This window comes from Bacillus sp. CZDM1 (assembly GCF_055502545.1).
This window is the reverse complement of sequence record NZ_JBUESO010000002.1, coordinates 591,290-616,361: the sequence shown is the minus strand read 5'-3', so window position 1 is coordinate 616,361 and position 25,072 is coordinate 591,290. Positions and strand designations below refer to the sequence as shown.

Below are 25,072 nucleotides of genomic sequence, written 5' to 3'. Positions count from 1 at the left end.
ATTTATTAATTATATTCTGTAATTATGAAATGTGGAAATATGATATTAAACAAGAGAAAGGAATGAATAAATGAATTGGCAACATTTTCAAACATATAATGAGGCACCGACACAAGCATTTGAATCTATGTGTAATCAATTGTTTGAATTGTGGTGTAAAAAAACATTTACTGACTCTTTAAAATTAGTTACTACTGTAAATGGTTCTGGAGGAGATGGCGGGGTTGAAGCATATGCTGTTAAAAAAGATAATTCAGTTGTTGGAATGCAAGCTAAGTGGTTTTTGAATAGCATTTCCTCAGGACAATTTGCTCAAATAAGTAACTCGATAAAAACGGCGCTTCAGGTAAGACCATTGATAAAAAAATATATTGTGTGTATCCCTCGTGATTTAGCGGGAGAAAGGATGGGTAAAGGAAAAAAAATTATAGAAGATACTGAATTTAAGCGTTGGCAAAAAATAAAGAATAATTTTGAAGAAGAATATGATGGGTTGGAAATTGAGCTTTGGAGTGAAACCAAACTTTTAACTAAATTGCAAGATATTGATGCTGCAGGGATATTTAGATATTGGTTTGAAAAATCCGAAATTTCTAAGGAGCTTTTTGATTACTCTTTTGCAAAACAAAAAAGTGGGTGGCTATCCCAGAGGTATTTTCCTTTTCTCCATAACCAAGGTCAAATACAAAAGAACCTATTAAAATTTTTAGGAACAGTTGATGATCGAAATAGCTGTTTAAGTAAACTTAATATCATATCGAAACTGTGCGAAAAATTCTTGATTGCTTGTGATGAATATTTACAATTTGTTCAGGTACATTCAACACAAACCGACTTAATTTATGAAATTCAAAATTCTCAAAATCTAGTGAGAAATTTGTTGAGTGAAATAACAATTGCAATAGAATCTGTAAGAAATGATCAGGTTATTGATACGATTAACGAAGATAATTGGCAAATTGATCTGGATAGACTTTTACAGTTGTTAAAGAAAAATGAAGTGATATCCGGCAATTACTTCCACATAAATGGGATAAGGAAAACAGCCGAATTACTACAGGAAAATCAAATCTATACTTTTATTTCGGATATTCAGTTCCAATTAAATAATAATAAATATCTAATATTGGGTGATCCAGGTTCTGGAAAAACCCATGGTATAGCATACTTGGTGGAGACTCTAATAAATGGAAAATCACATATTCCAATATTAATACGTGCTAAAGATATTAATCCAAATAATAATTGGATTGATATCATAAAAAAAACTTTGGGTTTAGCTTCAGTATGGAACGAAACTGAATTATGGCAAGCTTTAGAAGCATTATCGTTTCGAGTAGATATTAATAATATATCTACAAAGGATGAAGTTGTTAGAATCATCCCTAAGATATTAATATGTATCGATGGGGTGGATGAATCTATGCCTTATGATCTTTGGTATGACCGCCTTCGAGAGATTGAAGCAATATCTTCAAAATATCCGAGGTTGAAGTTTTGTATAACTAGTAGACCTTACGTATTTAGAGAATTAGCTTACGATGATACCCTATTAAGTAATACATTAAGATTACTCTCCGACGGTGATGTTCCGGTAAATGAAATATTTCAAGAGTATGTTGATTATTATCACGTTAATATTGGAGGGGTTCCATGGGTTAAATGGAGTTTAAAAACCCCACTAGCCTTACGTATTTTTTGTGAGAATTATAAGAATAAGAGAATATCTAGTGTGGAGAAATCTTCAGTTGCTATTACTAATCTTTTATCTCATAAATTTCGTATTATTGAAAAGGAATTTAACTCCAAGTTTAAAACTGGTTATGGCGAAAATGAGCTTATTGTACAGAAGTCCTTATTGGCTATAGCTAAAGAATTTCTTATTAAAAAAAATGTGTTCAGAAACGATTTAATTGATTGTTTGAAAGATGTTTCAGGGCTTATTACTGCTTCGCATGATTATCGAAGAAAATTAATAGACTTTAGTGAAGATTATGGAATATTACATAGTTACACAATAAATCCAAACTCTATTTTGGAGACTCCGCAAACATATTATTCGATTGGAGTTCAGCCTTTTTTCGATTACTTAATTGCTTTGTTAATTACTCAACAAATACATGATCCATCAAAGATAATACTAAATGAAACATTAGCATCTCATGAGGGTGCTCTTCAAATGGTCTCTATTCAACTTTTGGAAGACTATGGGTATTTGATAAGTGAAAATAAAAGTTTTAGAGAATACCTAAATAATATTGAATTATTTGATTTAATTTGTTTTGCATTATCAAATGTATCACCTAAAGCTGCTTCGAAATATAAAGATGTTGTAACAAAGATGATGCATAATAATTCTGATTCATTGAGAAGAATTGTAAATAATATTGTACTTCCTGTATCAAGAATTGAAAATCATCCATTTGGGGCTAAGTTGTTACATGAGTATCTTATGGAATTTGAAACAGCTGGAACACGTGATATTTTATGGTCTGTTCCTAGTTATTTACGAATTAAAGGAGATTATCCTTGGGTAAGTTATTCAAATATTGATCTAAATGATGAAAGATATGAATTAAATTACGAAGATAAACATATGGGTATCCCATTAGTTTATGCTTGGATGTTTACTACTGTTAATAACATTGATAGGGTAGCTTATAGAAGAGAACTAATGAAGTGGGCTGTTATGCAACCTTATGAATTTTATAAACTATTCGAGCTTACACAAAACACAAACGATCCTCAAATGAAAGAAGATTTATTTTCCATAGCAATGGGTACTGTATTTATGCTTGAAAAAGGACATCCATGTATTAAATTGTTCAGTGACTGGATTTTGATGAATATTTTTACTCCAGAAAAAATAATTTTAAACTATAATTGTGCAATTCGCTATTATAGCAGAGCAATCGTTGAACGCTCATATTCATTTGGAGAAATAAAAGATGAAGATGTAGTAAAATGTCGTCCTCCTTATCATACCTTTGGAACTATTCCTCTTAATCGGGAGGCTACCTCAGGTACTCGAATGGGTGGGTTTGGGCCAATTGATTATGATTTAGCTAGATATGTACTTTGTGATCCAATTGATAGGATGTTTTTTAGTAATCGAGATAGGGAAATAACCACTGAAGAGGTCAATTATATAACGCATTTTTCCCAGGAAGAAATTGAAGAGATACTAACTAATAATGAGCTTTACCTTAGTGAAGAATGTAGTTCAAAATTAAAAGAAATTCAACTTGAACATAAAAAAAGAAGAAGTTCTTTTGATTTCCTTGTGAAAAATCGAAAAGGTAACGAAATTGATACAAGTTCAAAATTTACAAATTACAAATACAATAAAGATTGTGACAATTTTTTATTAGAAAACGCAGAAATTTTGAAAATTGAATCATTGGAAGCCAATCAATTTGTTCTTGCAGCAGCATACGCTTATATACTTTTACAGGGGTGGAAACAAGAGGACTTTTATGGCTTTCCAAATGGAGATAAGCCAGGAGAGAGAATTGGTGTTGATATTGCAATTATGCGACAACACTTTCCCGCAACCCATGGTTCTAAAAGTAGCATAATGACTTTCTGCGAGAAATATACTTGGTGCGCACGAAATGAAATTTTAGGCTATCTATCAGATAGATTGCCATTTACTGATTTTGATAGTGCACCAACATTTCTGGATGATTATGGTTTGCTTGATGATTTTCCAAATCCTGCTCAAGAATTATTTCAAGAAAACCCCAACAGTATTATGAATAAAAACTCTTGGTTTATCCCTGACGAATTATCGCCTTTAATAAATGAAAATATTGGAATGGAAGCTATAAAAGATTGGATTATAAAAGCTCCTACTCCTAATTTTGAAAAGTGGATTGATATTAGAGATTTCGAACATGAAAATGTTCAATCCCAAAAGAAGGATTGGGTATCATTATATAGTTTCAATTCAATATCTAATACTTTAGGCGGAGAGTCACTTATGTGGATTTCTTCAGCATTAATAAAAAATGAACATTTCAAATATTTAAGAACAGACTTAATAAATGGAAAAGAGTCATTACTGTATAATTTTGATAACCCTGAGGATCTACATTCATCTAGTGAGACTCAATGCTATATAACTCCAAAGGAAATATGCTGGATGAATTGGAAAAATGAGTGTAACAATACAATTCATAATGTAACTATAAATAATGGAGATTTTAAAGAATATACAATTGTTAAGGCTGTTGAAGAATGTACTGCACATTACCCAGAATATGGAGATGTTTACTATAAACTCCCCTCTAGAATAATAAGGCAATTACTAGGCGTATGTGATGGTGATGGGTATAGGTACTTTAATGAGGATAAACATCTTGAAGCAGTATTTTTTGAAGCTGGAGAGAAGTGGTATGATTCACAATCATATTTATGTGTTAATCGAAAAAAACTAATTGCACAATTAAACAATTCTAACTACCAGATCTTTTGGATTGTTAGAATTCTAAGACAAGCGACTTCAAAATCGCGAGAGAAATACCCAAAGCTTTTAAGTCAAAATGATAAAAGTTGGTTAGTATGGTTTGAAGCTGGTGAATTAAAAACTCAGCTCTTTTCAGAACAGGTTAACTAAACTGTATATTGCCATGACTGCCACTAATGCAAAAGTGAGCCACAAGTACCAGCAGGATAACCACCAATAAAAAAGGTTCTTGTATTAGTCAGTGTTACCAGACCTACGGTTATCGGGTTAATTACAAAGAACATTCAGTCGTGATCTCAGGTGACACCCGTTATAATGAAAATCTAATTCAATTTGCTAAAGGTGCTGACTTAGTGAATCATGAGGTTGCGGCCGCAAGACCTGATAATGAATCAGAAGAAATTACCAATATCCTTGACCTTCACACTACACCTGAGGAAGCAGGTAAAGTCTTTAGCCAAATCCTGCCAAAGCTTGCTGAGTACTCACATATTGTATTATTAGGTGGATTAACAGAAAAAAATGCTGATTTGGTCGAAAGAACAAAAAATATGATTGAGAAGTTGCACTAGGAGAGGATTTATTAAGATTTTGTGCCTGTCACAAACCGGTATATGTCGAGATTTGAAGAATAAAGAATCAAAGTTGTAGCCTTCTAATGTCCGCTTTGGTGGAAATATAGGGTACATTCCACAGGGGATGTACCTTACTTTTCACTCATAATTAACCAACCAAACTCATAAATTGGGATTCATTAATAACTTTTAAATTATCCCTTTGTTAGTAAGATCATAGGCATTTTCCTTCTTGGTGCTTAAACCATCTTCACCTACAAGAGATTTTTCTTGTATACCCTAGACTAAATAATATGTTTTGCAGCTAACATCAATTTTTGATAACTATACCTAAATAAACTTCTTCTTTTGCATAGCTGTTATTAAGTCCAATTGCTGCAGTTCACCTATAAAGACAATTCTTTTTACAAAAAAAGGATTGTTATCTTCATAGATTTCAACTGTAGCGGCAATTTTGGATACATTAAATTTTTTGTACCTTCCAATTTGCAGATGTGGCTATATATCTTTTTAAACATTAAAAATTTAGTGTTAGTCGAAAACAGATAGATTAAAGGATTGAAGAAAAAAATCTAATTAAGACCATATAATTTGTCAGTTTAAAGAGCCTATAAATATTCTTTATAGACTCTTTTTATGATCCTATTTTAATTGATCTGCCCAATTAATAAATTTCGTCCTGTTTCTATCATACCAATCATTACAGATTAAGTATCTCTCACCTTTGATTTTATAAATACGGCTCCAGTATCGACTATAGCCATTAACCATTCTTTGTTCAAATGGGGATTGATCAGCATTTATTTTTTTTAGAATTGGATAGTTTACATCAAAGGTTAATTTGGAATATCTTTCATCTAACAAATGATTAATCAAATCATCAGATAATAAATTATTTCTTATTAGTCTATCAAACTCAATTCGGACCAATTCTCCAATTTTAAGATGGGATGTTTCTTTTTCATGTTGTTTTGTTGCGGTTATAGGACTCGTCTTCTGTTGCCTTTTCTCAGCAGTATTTAATTTATTCTCTCCCGTTGAATCGGAAAACAGATTGTATATTTGGCTGCTTCTTAAGAATAGTTCAGATGTGTCCGCAACTAATTTTGATAGATTTACAACGGGCTCAAAAATATCGTTTCGAAAGTCTTGATTTGCATACAAGATGAAGGTAAAGTCCAGATCAAAAACCTTAAAAATTTTATTTAATAAATCAATGGAGCTATTGAGTGGCTCATAAATTGCTTTATGTATTTTAGGAGAAGCAAAAATAATGGTTCCTTTTGTTAGGTTAAAATAACCGTGTATAAGAAATGCCATGCGGATCATTTTTTTAATAATCCTTTCCATCGTCTGGATACTGCTTCCGTAGTTAAGAACGGATTCATGAAAGGCAATATCTACACCATAGATATTGGCAATGCTGCCTGCATTAATCTCCAACCCAAGTACATCAATTTCTCCTTGCTGTAACAGTTGCAAATGCGAAGTGGTATTGTTATAGATATTCAGATTATGTTTTTCCATGAAATACTTTTTGGTGGCATTCATTATTTTTTTAATCTTATCTTCATTATGTAGTTCCCACGAATGGGTGGAAGCTTTCCAATTAAGTTGAGCGGTTTGGCATTTCTTTATATGTTTCAGCCAGGACAGCATCAACGATTCCCCGATTTCAATCTTCATCCCAACAACTCCCTGATTTTTCTCTCTTTAATTTACCATATTTTAGAACAGCTTTGGGGAATTTGTCCTCTAATAATCCACTATCATAAAGGAAGGAATACCTATATATTTCATATGTGAGAAAGGAAAAGTATAGCATTTAGTAGAAATATATAAATGAAAGAAAAAGGAGGGAGCAAGGTGGATCTAAAAAAAGAATTTCATAAGGAAATGATTGCAATCTATCAAAATGCAAAAAGGGAATGTGGATATAATGCCAATCGATTTCTGCAAATGGTGGTGAGTCAGGACGGTCTTACAGTAGCGAAAGGATTTATTCATCGAAATCAGCCAACAGATGGCTTTACGACACTGTGGGAATTAGGGAGATTAGACCTTACAGTTGAATCACTAATATTGAATCCGAAATATAGAGAACTTTTTACGGATGAAGAGGTACAGACGGTTAGAGATCTATTAAGACAATATGAATACGAGCCAGTTGAGTAGGTTGCGGACAGCTTAGGAACCAGGGAGGATAAATACTAGCAGCAATTTGGGCTAGAAGAAATTTTTAAGGAATATGGAATTAAAATTATAACAACTGTTAATAACTGAAATATCATTATTTCTATTTCATAATAGCCAGTCTAATGGGTTTTAATAAAAATACTTAATTGAAAAAACTAAAGAATATTATTAGCTTACATAAAGAAAAATTGCACTTATCATGATTAAGTATTTACAATGTATATACCTAGGTATATACATATAGAAAGGGGGAGCTTAATCTTGCGGTTTGATTGGGATGAACTTGGAAGAATCATCATTACTGATTTTAGCCAAATACCAGAATTTAAGAGCGAAGCACAAAAAGTTGAATTTTGGAATACCCACGCTATGAGTGAGGAACTTTTAGATGAAACCTACATTGATGAAGATGATGAAGACTTTCCTCCTCCAAGAGATTCATCGACAAAACCAATTAATATTAGGATAGAAGTTGACTTACTTGAACGACTGCAAAAGATGGCCAAAATTAAGAATATACCCTATCAAACACTTCTCAAACAATTTTTAGTGGAAAGAGTGTATGAAGAGGAAAAAAGAGAAAAGGTACTTTAAAGAAGAATTAAAATAATCAGTGAAATAACATTTCCCACCCAAATTTTATTTTTTGGGTGGATTTCTATTACCTTTTGTATGTCTCTATAGTTAATAATTAGATATCCTGTTGCTGAAAGAAAGAACAGAGCATGAAAAAGAATTGGCTGCCAAAGAATTAGAAGCGGTAGAGGCCCATACATCTGGGTCTGATGAAATGACGTTTGCTGGTTTATTAGCAGCGGAAGATCAAGTAGCTGCCACCATTGAAGCAGCACCAACAAAACAGGTTGAATCAGACAAGAAACCGCTTTTCCATACAGAAGAACTGTTAATGAATGAATTTGATCGTGTCACACATGAGCTGGGGCTAGTCTATGACAAAACTTGGTGAGGTAGCTGGAAAGATGAGAGGAGCGATTCAGTGGATTAAAACTGCTCCGTGGTTTGATCGTATTGGAACCTACCAATCTTCAACCATTCCACCTGTTATGAATAGTGATCCTAGATATCGTGCCCTTTACCAGCTGTATCGGGAACTCAAAAATGAGCAATTCCTATTACAAATTCATCAATCTTATAGCTATCAGTGGAAACGGACGGACAAGCTCTATGAAATATGGGGATATCTTCAGTTCATTAAAACTCTTGCTGGGGAAGGATTAAGGTTTGTTCCTGAACAAGGGTGGTTGTATAGTCAGACTATAGACGGAAAGAGCATGTTGGTACCGACACTTCATTCCAATACGAAAGTGGTATTTAGAAAAGAGGATGTAAGAATACATTTGGTGTATGAAGCACACCTTCCATCACAAAGCAGGCTTACCAGCACGAAGGAACCGTTGTACCAAGAGGAACACATAACTGCCCGGATGGTCGTCTTGATGTCTATAAGGATGAACTATTCATTGGGACCATCATTTTTGATTTTAAATACCGCCCAAGAAATTCCATTTGGAACGAGCATTTAATTGTAAAAAACCAACCCAATGAAGTTATGAGGCAGTTGGTCAGTTACGGGGATAATCTCCATTCTCATTATTTATTTGGGAATGGCAGCCACCCATTCGTGAGTGAGATGAGCCCTGTTCAAGAAGTATGGGCCATCTATCCCAACCGTTATGGAACGTCAAGAAGCGAAGACTTCCCTGATCATAAAGTAAGTTTACTCGAACTTACTCCAGGCTTGGATAATGGTTATTTTGTTGAGAAATTGAAGGTGACGATTGATAAACTGGTGCTAAGAAGCAAGACTATCATCGAGTTCATGGATTATAGTAAAGTTTAGTGTTTATATAGCTATAACTGGGGAAAAAGCACAATTACGATACGAAGAGTTATAAAATAAAGTGCACTGTCACTTGTCGAATGTGAGAAATTTCAACTAGTGACAGTGCACTTTTTCGATATATAAAATAAGAGTGGAAATTGGTTTTTAAATGAATTCTTGATAACACTCAAGGCCAATTGTTGAGTTGGTGGTCCGTACAATTGGTTACTTAAAAATTAATTAACTTGTTAATTGAAAAAGTATTCTAAACAATTTTAGGGATAGATGAGATATCCTATACAATCTTATCTATCCCAAAGCCTGTACCAGGTCATTATTATCGTTGAATTACCATGCGTTTAAGGACTTCTGTTGACTCTTGTACGATTTCCTCTTGGATTTCCGTTGCAACTCGAATCCTAGTGGCTTCGCCAACTCCCTCGGCAATTCGTACACGTGAAGCGACACGAACTCCGGTGGAAACAACACCTGTCGATGCTGAACCCGTTCCCCCAGTACCTGTTGCAGCAGTACCAGTAGAAGTACCGGCTGTCACCCCCGTAGCACTAGCCCCACCAGTACCAGAACCGGCGAGTATAATTCCCCCGCCTAAAACCAACACCTGTGATAACGCGTTTAGCGTGTTGATACTGCCTCCGGCAGCGATACTCATCCTGGCCATCCCGTGAGCCTGGGCATCTGCAGTTTGATTAATGTTTGTTTTTAGCATTTCTTTGACACGTTCAACACTGTTATCTTCCCCTGGTCGTTTTTGCCGGACACCAACGTCATAGACGATCAGTCCAGGAATAGGATGGTTATTATTATCGTGCGCCAAGCCAATGTTAATAGTAACTTCTATCGAACTATTGCTTATTTGAATCGGATCGAATAGTTGTGGGATTCCTTTCTCTGCTACGTTTAGTGCTGTGCCAGCCTTTACGTCCGAAACAGATTTCCCATCGACCTTTTTTGGAAAATATTCTGTGTAGTGCTCAACTTCTGAACGATAATCTTCATACTTTTCCGGAACACGAGGCTTCAACTCATATAGCTGGGCCCTTACCTGGTTTGGCTTTTGAACATCCGGTAAAAGTAGTGCAAGGTCAACCCTGCCAGGTTTTTCAGAATTCAAATTCTTGGATCCATCCGGTTCTGTTTCCCGCTCAATAAGACTCGTTACTCCAAGTACTGCTAGGCGCAGTTGGAGTGTATGCAGCACTACATTATGAATCAGGGTACCCAAATCACCTCTATTCGGCGGCATAGTATGCCCACCGATTGCAGGAGGCTGCTTTTCGTCTGCACCACTTGGGTCAAAAAATTTAATAGGATTATTGACCACAAAGGAATAAGAATGTCTGATTTCATGGAAGATTAAAGGATCATAGCTGATCCACCTCCCAAGCCAAGGCATATAATACCGTGCTCCATGATAGCTAAATCCCGTTTCATCATCGCGTTCCTTGCCCGTATAGCGGTATCGCTTCATGCTAACCTCTGCGCCGCTTCGGCCAGCACAATAAGCAGTGCTGCCATACGGTGTGTATTCCTCATAGGTTATCACCGCAGCGCTTTCATCCAGTTCGAGACTGACCGAATCAAGGTGGTTGCCAAGCTGGTAGCGAACGAGTGGCATAGGACTGGTGATGGTTAATTTGTTTTTTATTGTTTGGGTCTCAATCAATGCCAACCGCTGCTTGTCATCCATGACATGTAAGGTCTCACGCTCCAGGATAACTACGCCATTGCTATATTCCCGATATACCTCAAACCCGCCGAGATAAATACGCTGCTTACAGATAGCACCTGTTTGCGTTTCAGTTATTTTACGGACGCGCTGTCCAGAAGAATCGTAAATATAGTAGGTGGTCACAGGCACTTGGACTGGGGGAGTAGAATCATTAACAGACATCCTTGTTATAGTACTTAACTGATCCTGAAAGTCCCAGTCCATCTTCGGCAAATGTGACATAGACGTTATGTTCCCGTTCTGATCGTATGTGTATTTTTCGCTGTACCCAGGGTTAGAGATATAGTCAGGTAGATTTGCAGGATCACCGGGTAGGTTGGTGGCTAGCAAGCGGTTGCTTGTCAGTGCATATTGGTAACGACGGCTCCAAATGACTTGGCCGGGATTTTCAAGTTCATAACCCTCGTGATGTTTCAATTCCAATATGTTACCAACCTCGTCGTAGCGATAATACTCTACATAGTTCTGTAAGGCTTGGCCTTCATTTGGCAGTGTTGTCACATAGTGAGAATAATCGTCCCCATTATACGGTTGGCCTTTTCCTTTGTGTTCTCGCCCACTGGCAGCGTTCAATCGATACAATGCGTCATAGCGATACTTAGCCCCAGGTTTTACACATTTGTTGCTGTGAAACACGTTGTCTTGAGCGGAATCCTGAATCTGGGTGATGTTTCCTACTGGATCATAGGTATAGGTAAGGTTTTGCAAAAGCACACCATCAATCATACGCTTGGTCTTTAACTGTTTTAGTCGAAAGGTTTCCTTCTCGTATTCGTATCGAGTTTCTGATCCATTTCCATATTGCACCTCTATACGTTGTCCTTTGGCGTTATATTTTAAGTTCTTTACAGGGTGTTGGCTTGCACTGCTGACATCAAGTAGTGTTAACGGCTCGGTGTTTTGGTTAAGCCACACTGCCACACCTTTCAGAAAACCACTCAAATTGTAAGTAGGCTGGGTAATGTTGATGTGCTTTGGATTAGCTGTTAAACTATACGGTGCAATGATTTGAATAGGTCTGTTCAACGCGTCATAGCTTGTTTTAGAAACAAATAATTCCAATTCGAGCCCAGGAATTGTGGAACCCTGAGCCCAATCGGGGATTACCTTGTAATCGGCTAACAATTGTCGTTTTGTCCGTAATAGATTTCCTTTGAAGTCGTAGACTTCGTTAGTTACCACACCTGCAGAATCGAAATGCTCAAACAGTTTACCGCGTAAGTTATGTTGCTTATCGTCAACCTGGCCTTCACCATATACCATTTTTTCAAATTGAATCTTACGTTTAGGATTGACCTGGTCAGCGCCAGTTACAAATGAACCTGTTGGACGGTGTAATTTATCATAGGTCATCCCTGTTAAAAACGATCTGCTATCCCATTTGAACATAGGCTTGCCTGCGGCATCGGTTAATATCCAGCGGTCTCCGGCATCCATACTGTGTTGATAGAGCAGGTTGCCAGCAATGTCGTAACAAGGTACAACCCCCTGGGGATTAAGGTTATTCGAATCATTGAATGGCTGAGTGCCATCGGGTAGCGGAGGCATAATATATTGCATCACACGATTCCCTCGCGAATCTTGAACCCACAGCGGTTTTCCCTCAGCATCAAGCCTAGTAAACGTTACATATTTTTGATCTAAGGTCCCCATTCTGTTATGAGCAATATTAAGGACTTCGCGGCCAAGGGTATCTAGTACAATCACGGAAGGAGTGTCCACATGTTCAGCAGCTAAACGTGCAGCACGTTTGTCTTCCTCCGGCGAATCCGGCATATTCTTTCGCATATACCAGACATTTCCCGCCTCCTTTATCGTATCGTTTGCGTCGTAATGTGTTGAACGCCACGATGAAAACTCTATGCGGCTGTAAGAGCCATCCGGCATTTCCGTGCGTATCACTCGGTCGGCTGCGTCATAATAAATGACCGTGGTCACTCCAACTTCAATCGGTTCTTCGAAACGGTGTCCCACTGATGGCGAGCTGAAATATGGCTCATACTGTTTGACCACTTTACCTTTGTTGTTCAGAATAACTTTCCCGCTTGCGACCCACCTTAATGGACTGTCGGCTTGGTCTGGCTCTGCTTGGACCTTGGTTACGATCACGGTTCCCATTCCATCCGAATACTCAAAACCGCATTGTACCGGGCTATTGGGTTCTTCAATAACATGACGCTCTCTCTTAATGCCGCAAGCGCAGGCTGGATGCTGTCCCCAGACTGTCTGGCCATTTATAATTTGTTCCCCGAAGTAATAGAGGTGCCGTGTACTGGCTCCTCCGAGAAGATTCTTGGCATTATTTGCGTTATAGTCATTATTGACAAAGAAATTCTCCAGAGTTTCTAGATTCGGGTTCAGCAGTTTATCATCAAAAGCACTTAGGTTGTCGGCCTCAGTGCCTTTACCCATTAGGGCCATGGCAGCTGGCATGCCCAAAATATCAAAGCGCACCTGCGAAATATTATCGTTCGAATCTTTCATGACGCAAGGGGCCAGGATGCGAAAGTCATACTTGGTCACCTCCGTACGGTTACCCAGTGCATCTGTGCTGGATTTTAGATAAAGATAACCGGGACAATCATAATCGAGTGTAGTTTCATTGCCAAAAGGGTCAGTATAGAGCACAGGTAAAAAGAAGTGAAGAGGGGCATCTGGTTTAAAACCCGCTACACCCGAACGGATCCAATACTCTCTAGTCTTATCTGTACCAAAAATAGCAAGGTCCGCTCCAGTCAAGTACCCGCTTTTATTCCTGTCATTTAATGCTTCTTTAATTTCTTGATTAATCTTATCTTTAAATACCATTTCAAGAATGTCATCGGTTAGTGCCAGCTTATAGGTTTCATAAGGTAATGCTAACGCATTTACTTGACCAAGTGCCATCGGTTGATCCAAGGATTCACTAAAGAACAGCGTTCGTACATGTTCGACAATTCGCTTTTGCGGAGTGAGACCAGTTGGCTGCTGGTGATAGGGAATTTCATCAACCGGGAAGCCGCATTTCTGATATACGTCGCTCAGTTTATAAGATCGCAACTTGTCCTGCGTGAAGTACCTGATTTGATGAGTATTCTCGTCATTCGGAGTTTTCTTTTCATCCATCAGATTCCCAGTTAATTCATAATTTAGTACCTCACAGGGCAGGCGCAGGCGATAGTTGTCTAAATCTTTGTTTTCCGATATTGGAACGTCGTTCGTATAGTGGGTCTCTGTATATGAAACATGTATCTCGGACTGCAACTTCTGAATCAACTCCACAGTACCGCTATTTAATGTGCTATCTACAAATTTTCTGATACGAGGATAGACCACCGTGACAGATTGTTGAATGTTTCCATACTCGTCAATTTTTAAGTTGAGCTTTTGAACGATTCGTGGGTCAGGCGTTAGTTGTTCCGGAACCAGCTCTAGCTCATAGTGATAAATAATGGCTTCACTCTCTGTGACGAGAAAGACTGCATGCGGATTGACAGCTTTCGGCTGTTGGCATTGAATATGGAAACTGCGATTGGAAGCAGAAAACAGTTTGACTGGCTTGTGGATGTTCCTTGCCAGATTGTCCACATCAAGCTCATAAACCTCTTGTCTTAAGATTAAGCCTTTGAATGACCGCAACGCTTCGCGCCACTCATCTGAAGGGAGATCCAAGGCATGCAGGTCAAATTCAGTTAAATCTTTCTCCTGAAACGTCCCCAGTACTTGCTTACCTGGTTTCTCAGCAGCAAACCAGTTTGGAAAATACTCATTCTTATATAGTCCAAGTGGTCGTTCAAAATCCAACACACCTGTGTGATACCATTTTACGGTTTTGACAGGCGGCTGAAACAACGTTTGATCATCCGTAATGTAGGGACTGCTCTTATAGTCTTTAGCAAACAAGCCATAGTCTTCCACATCAATCTGTTCTACACGGCCAAAACCTCGAAATTCCCGCTCCTGCCCATCATAGTAACCATGGTGATAACTGTAGGAGGTAGAGAAGGTGGTTTTACGCCATTTGTCATGCACCGTCACCTTCTCTACACAGTGAACCGGGAAGGGCAGCTTGGTAATCCAGGGTTTTCCCTCCAATTTGTCCTGAAGATAGAATTTCGTTGACGGGGCATAACCAATAGTCGTTTCAGCACCTAAATTGTTGCGCACCTTTATCAACAGATGGGGTTTCTGACCACCCATTAAGTCAAGATAACGTACCGGACAATGGGAATCACTAGGCAGGGGTGACGACCATACCAAGCATGCCGTTCCGTTTCCCAAAAGATCCAATACCTGAACATGAACGAAATTAGAAAGTGCAGGGAAATTGTTTATGGGTGTACCATGACTCCAGCTATTTCCAGATTGGTTAAAATACACACGTACACCATTTCGATGAAGGTATAAAATATCCGTAGTACCTGTACCATCGATATCTGCCAGCCTAATGCGGCTGGGATCAAATTCATCAACATAGTCAAGCGGTGGTACGGTAGCATCGCATTTTTCTTCAAGGTCAAAACATGGTGGGTTATCCATTGTAATTTTTGCTCCAAACCGTCCATAACCAAGATTCGGCCAATAACAGACCTCAGAATGGCGAATTCGAACAATATCGTTCAAGCCATCACCTGACATGTCGGAAAGAAAGATGGCCTGCTTCTTATTAGCAAAAATAAAGTGGGGGCCCTTTTCTTCATCCCAAGACCTGCTCGTCCGTTGGCCAGCATCAAAGCCGGTTTCACCAAGAGATTGATACCAGACAAAGGCATTATCCTCACTAATCAGGATGTCGGATCGGCCATCCCCATCAAGGTCAATAAACTTCAGATTTGGGTCATCCCAGTCCACATTTGGCATTGAGGAGAAGGGCACGAACGACTCCCACTTTTCGTCCATAGTTCGTTCGTAAAACCCTGGGACAGAACCTTTAAATTGGACTACGTCAGGACGGCCATCGCCAGCTAAATCAAGGAACTGCGCCTGTTTGGTAATCGACATCCCAGGTATGGTCGAGACAATTTCCACCGGTGCAAATTTCGCTTCAATGTGTTTATCCTTATCACTGACAATTACGTTAATTGGGCTAAGGTTCCGTTTGTATAACCATTTATCACCTTGTTCAGTCAACACACCCGATAGCCCTTCACCATCAAGGTCTACCCACTGATAAAGTGATCCATCAATACCAATTGGCAGATTGGCTAAACTATCTTCGTCCAGCAGTTCGCGCAGTTCAGTCTGGATTTTGGCTTCGCTGTAAGAAAACTCGACAGGGGGGTATGGTCTAAAAAGATATCCACTATCTGTAAGTTGAGAACTGCATTGGGTCACTTTAATTAGCTTGGAATAGATGGGTGTACTGTAATCTAGATCGTTATTCTTGTATTCATAGGTAAAATTGGTTGAACGAACAAGACCATCGTAACCCTTTTGGCTGTCTGAGCAGTGATGATCTGGTATGTGATGGAACATCAACACTTGTCGGCATAAGCGATTTGTACGAACTTCAAACCCAGAGCGATAAGACGAAAAAGCGTCTTGGCGTGACAGCCATTGGTCAGTTTCTTGTGGAGTAGGGTTTTTCTCATTGTGTTCACCGTAATCAAACACTACTTCGAAGTACCAGTTATTTATATTAGGTAGAGCTGGCCAAGGTTTGTCTGCCTTAAGTTTTGGGAGAAAGGGTTTGTGATTGCCATAGAGGATTCGTTTAATATAACGATTCGCGGTACGCCGTTTATCGTTCCTGCCGCCTCGGTTTTGCTGGTGAGGAAGCGAAAGGTCAACATTATTTGCATCCTCTGATTTGTAATGATATGCAATGATGTTCCCTTTGTCATCGTGGCATTCACTAATGAGCCAACTGAAAATGTGTTCAGGATTTTCAGGATCAGCGATGCGTGAATTTTCGCTTTTACCGTACCAGGTTGTGATGTTGTCTTTTGAGATGGTGCGCCAAAAGATATCTTCTGGTTTGGTCACATTTGTCCACCGTTCAATTGTGGAAAACAGGCCTTCAACTCTCGGTAGATAGGATCGAATGGAGTAGCTGATACCATTCACTGTGCGTGGAGGGACTTCCATGGGTAACCACTTGCCCTGCTTATCCTTCTTGAGGAGGGGGACTAAATCTTCAGCACCCATCAAGATGAATATGTCCGAATCCTCGCTATCCTGATATTTTGGCAGCCCTTTTTCTGTCTTACGCGTAATGGACGGCAGTGATAGATTCCACCCAAAACCAAACGGCCCATTACCTGCACCAGAATCATATGTAAGGGAAAGCTGTGGACCAAAGCCAGACCGGCCAGGACTCGTGGGAATTGGCACGGTCAATGTGCCTGTACCTGTTACTGGATTCGCTGCAAATTTCTCACCGATGCCGCGGATGGCACCACCGCCTTTGGGCAAAGAAATACTTGGCGGATGGTTTGTTTTATTCATCTCATTTGAGGATTGGTTTCCAGTTTTGAAACTATCATTTGTTTGCACCATTCACCATCTCCCAATCTAAAATTTTTTTAACCTTATTAAAAAACTCATGTAGTTAAGAGTGATTGAGCTGTCTCCATTCTTCTGCTTTATCCTCTTTCTTAAACCCTTCATATGATTTATCAGCAGATTATTTTTATACACTCAACCATTGAGATTTTGAAGTTGAAAAAATTTTATCTAATAAACAATTTGATTATGGAAATATTATTCTCGAGATGATGGGAGCAAGTTAAGTAGGTATCCCAAAGCATGGGAAGCACGAATCGGAAGTAATAACTTTTATGTAATTTCCTATTTTTTGAAGGTTTGATTTTTTATATAACAAAGGAGGGTCAAAAAATGTCCGACCAATTTTTACACATAACCTTTAACATGCGCGGAGATCAGGTAGGGAAAATCCAAAATAAACTCGTGAAAATCGGGTTCTCGATTCCGCAAAATGAGCTGGAAACGCAGACATTTGGTGTTGGAACAAGGGACGCTGTCCAGATTCTCCAAAGGAAATCCCGATTATCCCCTACTGGAACTTTTGACCAAGAGACGAATGCAGCGCTCGAGAGCGCTCTTGCTATGGCAGGGGCAGATCATCCTCCGATTTTAGAAGGGAGGTTGTATTTCGATTACGGACTGCCTGCTCAAAATGTACCTTTACGCCTTTATAATCAAGGCTTTGGCGACAAAAAAACCCTCATCGCTAATGGACATACTGATAAGCAAGGCTATTACACTTTTACGTACAATTTAAAGAAAGAGCCAGCTAATCTTGAAATATGGGCTGTCAATAGGGACGAAAAAGAAATTGCCTTATCAGATACTAAGTTCAACTCAGAAAAATTGGAGATCATGAACTTAGTTGCACCTGCAGAAAAGGTGCAGCCGCTTAAAACAGAATTTGAACGCCTTACCGCAGATATAACAGAGGAAATAGGCGGACTGGAGTTGCTGGCAGAAGTTTGTGAAAATTATGAACGAAAAGATCTGGGTTATCTGCATCATACAACCGGCTGGGATGCCCGCTTGATTGCATTAGCTGCGAAAGCCATCAGGAACAGTAAAGAAACTGGTATGCCTGAGGATGCTCTTTATGCCCTTTATCGGGTCGGAATGCCGACAGATCCGCTCAAGCTCGCTTTTAAGAATAGTGGAACAGTAGGAGAGGCGTTATCCAAGGCAGCCAAAAGCGGTATTGTTCATTTTTCCCAAAAACAAATGAATGATGTAAAGTGGGCATTTGAATCGTATGCCCGAAACGTTTTTCGAGTATCCAAGGCCGATGGGACGCTTTCAACACTTAGCGAATTGTTAGAGGTTTCAGGGCTAAATTCTGAGGAAAAGGACGCGTTTGAGTCAGTCTATTTTGCTTATCGCCGGGACGAATCTAAGTTATGGGAAAGGTTAGAGGAGGTAGATATTCTAAAACCTAAAATCGCTTCACTGCGCGTATTGGGCAAACTTGCCTTTCTAACCCTCAATAACGCCAAACTTGCCAGTTCCTTGCAACAAGAAATTGGTACTCCTGAAAAGCTGGTGGAGTTAGTTAACAAAGATCTTTATCGAAAGGGTACCTGGGTAAACCTGATAAATAGTTTGGCAGGCAATAATGAGTACGAACTAGAAAAATTAATCCCTTCAGCATACACGGGGGAAAAAATGGCGGATCGACTAGAAGCCTATGCAGAAGATCTTTCCCGGAGAGTTCGGTTAAGCTACCCTACAAGGGTAATTGCGAGAATGGTTGAAACAGACATTTTGCGATTGGGAGATAACCATGATGAGATAAAAGCATCTGTCAATACCTTCCTAAGAAATGCCGAAAAGCTGGGTTTTAAATTGGGAGAAACCTCTGTTGATGCCTTTACCAAAAAGAATGAAGCTGCCGTATTTCAGGACATCGATCCAAATAATCGAAATAGTACAGTCGAAAATGTCAAGTATCTCCATCGGCTGTATCAAATTACACCGTCGGATTATGCACTGAAAGTAATCATTGAACTGGGGTTTACATCTGCCAGTGACATTGTGGCATTCTCCAAGTCTGATTTTCTTTACCATTTTGGCAGCCGTTTTGCAAATCGAAGGGAAGCCGAACTAGTCTACGAAAAAGCACAGCAGGTAAATGCTGTCACATATAGTATCTTCACCACCGCGAAACAAATGGATCATACTGCTGCTGTTTATGGAGTTTCCGGAACGCAAGCAAAGCGAGAAGAAGCAAAAGACAAGCTCAAGAATATGCTAAAAGATTACCCGACAATGGAGTCGCTGTTTGGGGAGCTGGATTTTTGCGAGTGTGAACACTGTCGCTCGGTGTTAAGTCCAGCAGCCTATTTTGTTGATTTATTGCGGTTCCTTGACATGGACAAATTGGTATGGGAGGCATTCCTGAAAGACTGGAAGGTACGACACAATGGTGAAGAATACACAGCAAAGTATAAAAAAGCTTTCGATGAACTTAAAACTCGCCGTCCTGACTTGAGACACCTACCCTTAACTTGTGAAAACACAAATACCGTCATGCCATATATTGACATCGTGAATGAAATTCTCGAGTTTTTCGTTGTTGATGGTCATCTAAAAGAAAGCAGTTTTTACGATACGGGCACAGCAGAAACATCGGAACTGCTGGCTGAGCCTCAGAATATACAAACTACAGCATATGATCTGATCAAGGATGCCTGTTACCCATTGATACTTCCGTTTAACTTGTGGGCAGAAACAGTTCGCCGATTTACTGAATATTTCGGTATTCCCTTATGGGAAGTGTTATCGGTACTCCGGATGGCCAATGGGCAAGATGAGTTAGAGCTATTCGCTCCCAATCCTCCAGAGGCTCATCCTAAGCATTATTACCAGGATGCTATATTTGCAGAGTACCTTGGGTTTACACAGCAGGAATATTCGATATTCACCAATCCAGATTTCCATGCCAATTGGTACAGGTTGTACGGTTTAGCGACGGAATCTGAAGCACTTTCTGAACTTAAGTATGCAAAAATGCTCTCAAAACGACTGGGGATTAGCTATAAAGAATTAGTGGAGATGATCCATACTGGATTTATCAATCCTAACCTTCACTCGCTTGTGATCCTTCAAAAAATAGGTGTGGAAGTTAATGACATTTTAAGCTATAAAGGAGTGTCTGGCGGCCGTCCTTTTACCCCTCAAGAAAAAACAGCATTTGAAAACCGTCTCAATGAACTTAGTAAGACATTTGGATTTGATGCCAAGCTATGGCTTGATACAGCATGGCCAAATGAATTTAGCAGGATTTTAATTTTATCTGATTCTGGAAGCTGCAGCTTTAATGAAACAAAGCTCCAGTACATTGATGGATCAGATAGTCCCGTTGATTTTGCTATGGTCTTTCTCAAGATGAATTTATTTGTCCGTTTGTCGAAAAAATTAGGTTGGACGATAGGGGAAATTGATCGTTCACTCCAGGTCTTTATACCAAACATGCCGCCTTCGCCACTCAGATTGGCAAACCTTGGAGAGGCGATGAAAACAGTATTGCTGTACTTTTCACATTTGAAAGCCTTGGATGAACAAGTTGATATTGGAGAAAAAAGTCGTGAGAAGCTGCTCACTCTTTGGTCATTACTGTCAACTAAAGGAAAGCAGTCACTTTATTCCGAGCTTTTCCTCAAAAAAACCGACCTTAAATATAATCCCATCTTTGACGACCCGATGGGCAATTATCTCTCGAAACCAAATGTTTACTTAAAGAATCATGCACTTGCAATTCAAGGGGCACTTAATCTGACTGCCGTCGATCTTTTTAATATCCTAAAGGATAACAGTAAAGATTTTAATACGGTTGAGCTAAATTTAGAACACGTCTCGTTACTGTACCGTTATGGGATGCTGGCCAAGGGGTTAAAGATGTCTGTAAATGAATTAATAACATTGAAAAATCTCTCAGGTCGAAATCCCTTCCACTCACTAAAAGAGGGTCCGGTGGAGAAACTTGATGAAGATTTCCCTTTCATACACAGTCTGCAATTTATTGAAATTGCCAAAAAAGTAAAAGCGAGTGGATTTTCACTAGAAGATCTGGACTACTTGTTACGCCACCGCTTCGACCCGGTTGGAAAGTACCGAATGAATCCTGTAGATACTTTGGATATGGTAAGGAAACTGGGTAGAGAACTGCGCCGCATAATAGCGGAACATTCTATCCCTGCAGACTCTGCTGCATTTGATAATATGCTGCGTCATGAATTGTCTCTTGTGGTGCCAATTGATGTGGTCGATCAATTCTTAGGAATGTGGACAGGCTCAATCGAGTATAAAGTCGAAAAAACACAAGTTTCATCTGATCAGAAACTTAATCCTAACCAATTCATGAATGAACCAAATATCAGAGTCGTATACGATGAGTTGAAAGAGATTCAATACCTCACCTATCATGGGGTGCTGCTTGAAGACGAAAAGAAAAGGCTTACAAAGTCGTATCCTTCACAGATACTTATGGATTTATTGGATAAAGTGCAAAGAAAGGTTCGTGATTTCTTTGAAACATGTAATTTCTTACAGGATGAGGACATTAAGCTAATTTTCACTGCTGATTCTTATTCGGGGACATATACGGAAAAGCAAGAAAGGATTCGACAAAAGCGTACCAAATTGGCAGAAGCATTCATTCCCTTTCTTCAGCAAAAACTTATGCGCCAATTTCTTGTTCAAAGCTTTACCGCTATATATGATGAGAATCCCAAACTCATCCAATCCTTGCTGTCAGATGCAAGTCTGCTTAGTGACAAGGACGGAGGGGCACTGATTGATGCCTTTGCGAAGCTGGGGGAAAAAGGAGTGGATGTGAAATATTATGATAATGAGCAAGCATTAATTCAACACTCTACCCTTTCAACCGTCACCACGGAAGGTAGACCGAATAATAGTGTACGGCTTGTCTTTAAGGGCTATCTTGAAGTTCCTGCAGCCGGGGAGTACAGTTTCTATATGCGTCTGGGCAAGCGGTATACCCGGGCTGAACTCCGGTTTAATCATCTTCAAAACCCGATTTTAAAAGGTGTGTCCGAGAGTGATGAGGCGACAGAACTCAGTGGTTTAGTTGATTTAAAAGCAGACCTGCCGTATGAATTTACGCTTGATGTATCCAACCTTACGAGCGGTGAGGCGGAATTATATGTAAAGGGCCCGGAACTTACAAAAGGCGGTATTGATAGACTGATACTCTACACAGCGAGTGCCGTTGAACGAGTTAAACTTGGGCGCATCTTGCTTTCAAAAAGCTATCACTTCATTCAAGGGTTAGGTCTAAGTGAGCGGGAACTTCGTCATTTTGTTAACCATGCAATGGATTTCGATCATATTAATTTAAGTAGGCTGCCAACTCAGCCTAATGCTGATTCCCAAGGCAGGGGTCACGTGCTATTTAATCAATTCCTAAGACTTGCAGATTATGCTCAGTTAAAACAGAATCTGGCAGGAGGAACGGAAGATCTTATTTCAATTTTCGAACAGTCAAGACGCACTTATCCAGCCGATGTGAACGTGGAACAGGCGAAGGCGGATTTACTTTTCTTTTTATGCGGGCAACTGGCTAAATTGATGCGGCGGGAAACATCGAAAGTACATGAACTGGCCATTCATTTTAATATGATCGCAAGACACTCAGACCTTGTAAACGGGGAAATCCAGATTGAAGTTAATCCATTTGTATCGGAGAAAGGAATTAGTCGGTTGTGGGAATCACTACAATTGATTGATAAGCTTGGGGTCCCTGTCGAAGATATTATTCGCTGGGCCACTCCAGACCCGGACGCAGGCATTGTTCACAACTTAAGGAATACAGTTAAGGCCCGTTTTAAACCCGAAGATTGGCTGCGGATTGCACAGCCGATTTTTGACCAGATACGAAAAAGGAAGAGAGATGCCTTAACGTCCTTCATCACACATAGGGACAACTTTGAAAGTCAAGAAAAATTATATGAATGGTTTTTGATTGACCCTGGGATGGAACCGGTTGTTCAGACTTCCCGTTTGCGGTTGGCCATCTCGTCTGTGCAGCTGTTTATTCAACGTTGCCTGCTCAATCTTGAAAAAAACGTGCATCCCTCAGCCATTAATTCAAAGCATTGGCAATGGATGAAACAATACCGTAATTGGGAGTCAAACCGTAAAATCTTCCTGTTTCCGGAAAACTGGTTAGAACCAGAGTTTCGGGATGATAAAACGGCTCCGTTTAAAGAATTGGAAGGAGAACTCCTCCAGGGGAATATTTCCAGTGATTTAGTCGAGGATTCATTCTTTAATTATTTAAAAAAAATGGAAGAAATCGCAAATCTCGAAGTTGTAACGACTTATCTCGAAGAAAAACCGAATAATCCTGCTTCGAATATTCTTCATGTGATCGCTCGTACTTATAATGATCCTGGCAAGTATTTCTACCGCAGGTATGCCCAGCAAATGTGGACACCTTGGGAGCCAGTCGGGCTGGACATCCAGGGTAAACACGTTACAGCCATTGTATGGCGGGAAAGGCTGCACCTATTCTGGGTAACGTTCCTTGAAAAGTCTCAAAATCCGAATCCTTCTGATACCACTAAGATTAGCTATTTGGCAGAAAGACCATTGAACCAGCTGTTTCCAGGTATGGTTGTCGATTACCAGCTTCAATGGAGTGAGTTAAATCAAGGAAAGTGGTCCATTCCAAAAGCAAGCGGATTCGGTAATGTTGGCCCAGTGATTGGTAATGGCAATAGATTTAATAGTGCAGATGTATTTATTCACGCGACTAAAGAATATGATCCGGGTACAGGAGAAGAACGTGCGGTCAAAATCCATCTTGGCGGTGCCATTGACAAATCTTTCCGAATTGTATCCAAGAATAGCGTCCCAGAAATGGTTGAAAGAGAGAACCCACTTGAGAAAGTATACAATGCCGATACACCGCTTAACCCATACTACAACGCTTATCAAGGGTCAAATAGTCTATATGTAACATACACGGAACATATCAGGAAGGAAGATGGCAAAGCACCTGTTTCTAAAATCGTAACAAAGCCTATCGTTAATATTGACGGTTACTATAAGCTTTTACTGTGCAATACCCCATCTACTATTTTAACAAAAGAGGCAGCAGGGTTGGTTTATCCTTTCTTTTTGCAGGATAATCAGCACACCTTTTTCGTTCAGCCTAACCTGATAGAAACCACGATTGAAAAATGGGAGGATGTTTATATACCACCGGATCCACCAGATCCACCGGATGATTGTGAAGAGTTTCATGATTGTCCGCCACATATCAAACAACTTAGAAGTCTCCCTGTCATCCCAAGGGTACCGTTTCCAATCAATGAGACTTCACTAGACGAGAATTCTCTCCAGGCTAATCTGGACCTATTGTCTCGCTACGAGTTTGGTTTCCAGGAAGATTGGTTGATTAACCCTGTTACAGTATTAAGCTTTGACGGGTCACTAATTACACATAATGGGAGACTTCATTTTGAAACAATGGAAATAAAGCCTGGATTTGGAGGTGTAATGAAACCTGTTGAAATGGATTCTGAAAACGCTGGTTCCCATACTGATCTGCTAGAAATCTCAAGTGGAACAGTGTCCATTCACCGTAAGGCTGATAGAATTAAAGGCAATTTCTCTGCCAATGATACTACGCAAGAAGGGATTGCCCTAAACATAGTTAGTAGTTCGGGGAATGAATTCCACGGTTCTGGAAAATCTTAACGCAGTTCGTCATTTGAACAGAGCAAAGGGATTGTTTAGCGGGACCAGAG

10 protein-coding genes are annotated in these 25,072 nt (G+C 39.4%); 8 read left to right on the top strand and 2 right to left on the bottom strand.

What is annotated here, in order from left to right; all coding sequences use genetic code 11:
- The first annotated feature begins 70 nt into the window (after positions 1 to 70).
- Both ACY3XC_RS07420 and ACY3XC_RS07415 read left to right on the top strand, forming a co-directional pair.
- Complete coding sequence (locus ACY3XC_RS07420) at positions 71 to 4,618, top strand: NACHT domain-containing protein (protein WP_464867989.1); 4,548 nt, start codon at positions 71 to 73, stop codon at positions 4,616 to 4,618.
- 56 nt (positions 4,619 to 4,674) lie between these two features.
- Positions 4,675 to 5,040, top strand: a complete 366-nt coding sequence (locus ACY3XC_RS07415; RefSeq protein ID WP_464868054.1) for an MBL fold metallo-hydrolase — start codon at positions 4,675 to 4,677, stop codon at positions 5,038 to 5,040.
- 645 nt (positions 5,041 to 5,685) lie between these two features.
- Here the strand turns inward: ACY3XC_RS07415 and ACY3XC_RS07410 are convergent.
- Positions 5,686 to 6,729 (bottom strand): hypothetical protein, encoded by a 1,044-nt coding sequence (locus ACY3XC_RS07410; protein ID WP_464867988.1) that lies wholly within the window; start codon positions 6,727 to 6,729, stop codon positions 5,686 to 5,688.
- Between the two features lie 180 nt (positions 6,730 to 6,909).
- Here ACY3XC_RS07410 and ACY3XC_RS07405 point away from each other — a divergent pair, with 180 nt between their 5' ends.
- The 5 genes from ACY3XC_RS07405 to ACY3XC_RS07385 all read left to right on the top strand — a co-directional run bounded on the left by ACY3XC_RS07405 (position 6,910) and on the right by ACY3XC_RS07385 (position 9,100).
- Entirely contained in the window at positions 6,910 to 7,218 is a 309-nt protein-coding gene (locus tag ACY3XC_RS07405) for a hypothetical protein (protein WP_464867987.1), read from the top strand.
- A gap of 282 nt (positions 7,219 to 7,500) precedes the next feature.
- Positions 7,501 to 7,833: a CopG family antitoxin gene (locus ACY3XC_RS07400; RefSeq protein WP_464867986.1), complete on the top strand. Its 333-nt coding sequence runs from the start codon at positions 7,501 to 7,503 to the stop codon at positions 7,831 to 7,833.
- A 109-nt stretch (positions 7,834 to 7,942) separates the two neighbouring features.
- Positions 7,943 to 8,206, top strand: a complete 264-nt coding sequence (locus ACY3XC_RS07395; RefSeq protein WP_464867985.1) for a hypothetical protein — start codon at positions 7,943 to 7,945, stop codon at positions 8,204 to 8,206.
- Entirely contained in the window at positions 8,190 to 8,783 is a 594-nt protein-coding gene (locus tag ACY3XC_RS07390) for a hypothetical protein (protein WP_464867984.1), read from the top strand. The genes ACY3XC_RS07395 and ACY3XC_RS07390 overlap by 17 nt, the downstream gene beginning before the upstream one ends.
- A gap of 98 nt (positions 8,784 to 8,881) precedes the next feature.
- Positions 8,882 to 9,100 (top strand): hypothetical protein, encoded by a 219-nt coding sequence (locus ACY3XC_RS07385; protein WP_464867983.1) that lies wholly within the window; start codon positions 8,882 to 8,884, stop codon positions 9,098 to 9,100.
- A gap of 319 nt (positions 9,101 to 9,419) precedes the next feature.
- Here ACY3XC_RS07385 and ACY3XC_RS07380 read toward each other — a convergent pair whose 3' ends face one another.
- Positions 9,420 to 17,312 carry a SpvB/TcaC N-terminal domain-containing protein gene (locus ACY3XC_RS07380; RefSeq protein WP_464867982.1) on the bottom strand — a complete coding sequence of 2,631 codons (7,893 nt, stop codon included), beginning with the start codon at positions 17,310 to 17,312 and terminating at the stop codon, positions 9,420 to 9,422.
- A gap of 339 nt (positions 17,313 to 17,651) precedes the next feature.
- Between ACY3XC_RS07380 and ACY3XC_RS07375 the strand changes: the two genes are divergently transcribed.
- A complete protein-coding gene (locus tag ACY3XC_RS07375; protein ID WP_464867981.1) occupies positions 17,652 to 25,022 on the top strand; it encodes a neuraminidase-like domain-containing protein in 7,371 nt (2,456 codons plus the stop codon).
- Positions 25,023 to 25,072: the final 50 nt, after the last annotated feature.

Coding starts and splice junctions, on each gene's coding strand:
- ACY3XC_RS07410 (WP_464867988.1), bottom strand. CDS start 6,729: ATGAAGATTGAAATCGGGGAATCGTTGATGCTGTCCTGGCTGAAACAT.
- ACY3XC_RS07390 (WP_464867984.1), top strand. CDS start 8,190: ATGACAAAACTTGGTGAGGTAGCTGGAAAGATGAGAGGAGCGATTCAG.
- ACY3XC_RS07375 (WP_464867981.1), top strand. CDS start 17,652: ATGTCCGACCAATTTTTACACATAACCTTTAACATGCGCGGAGATCAG.
- ACY3XC_RS07420 (WP_464867989.1), top strand. CDS start 71: ATGAATTGGCAACATTTTCAAACATATAATGAGGCACCGACACAAGCA.
- ACY3XC_RS07380 (WP_464867982.1), bottom strand. CDS start 17,312: ATGGTGCAAACAAATGATAGTTTCAAAACTGGAAACCAATCCTCAAAT.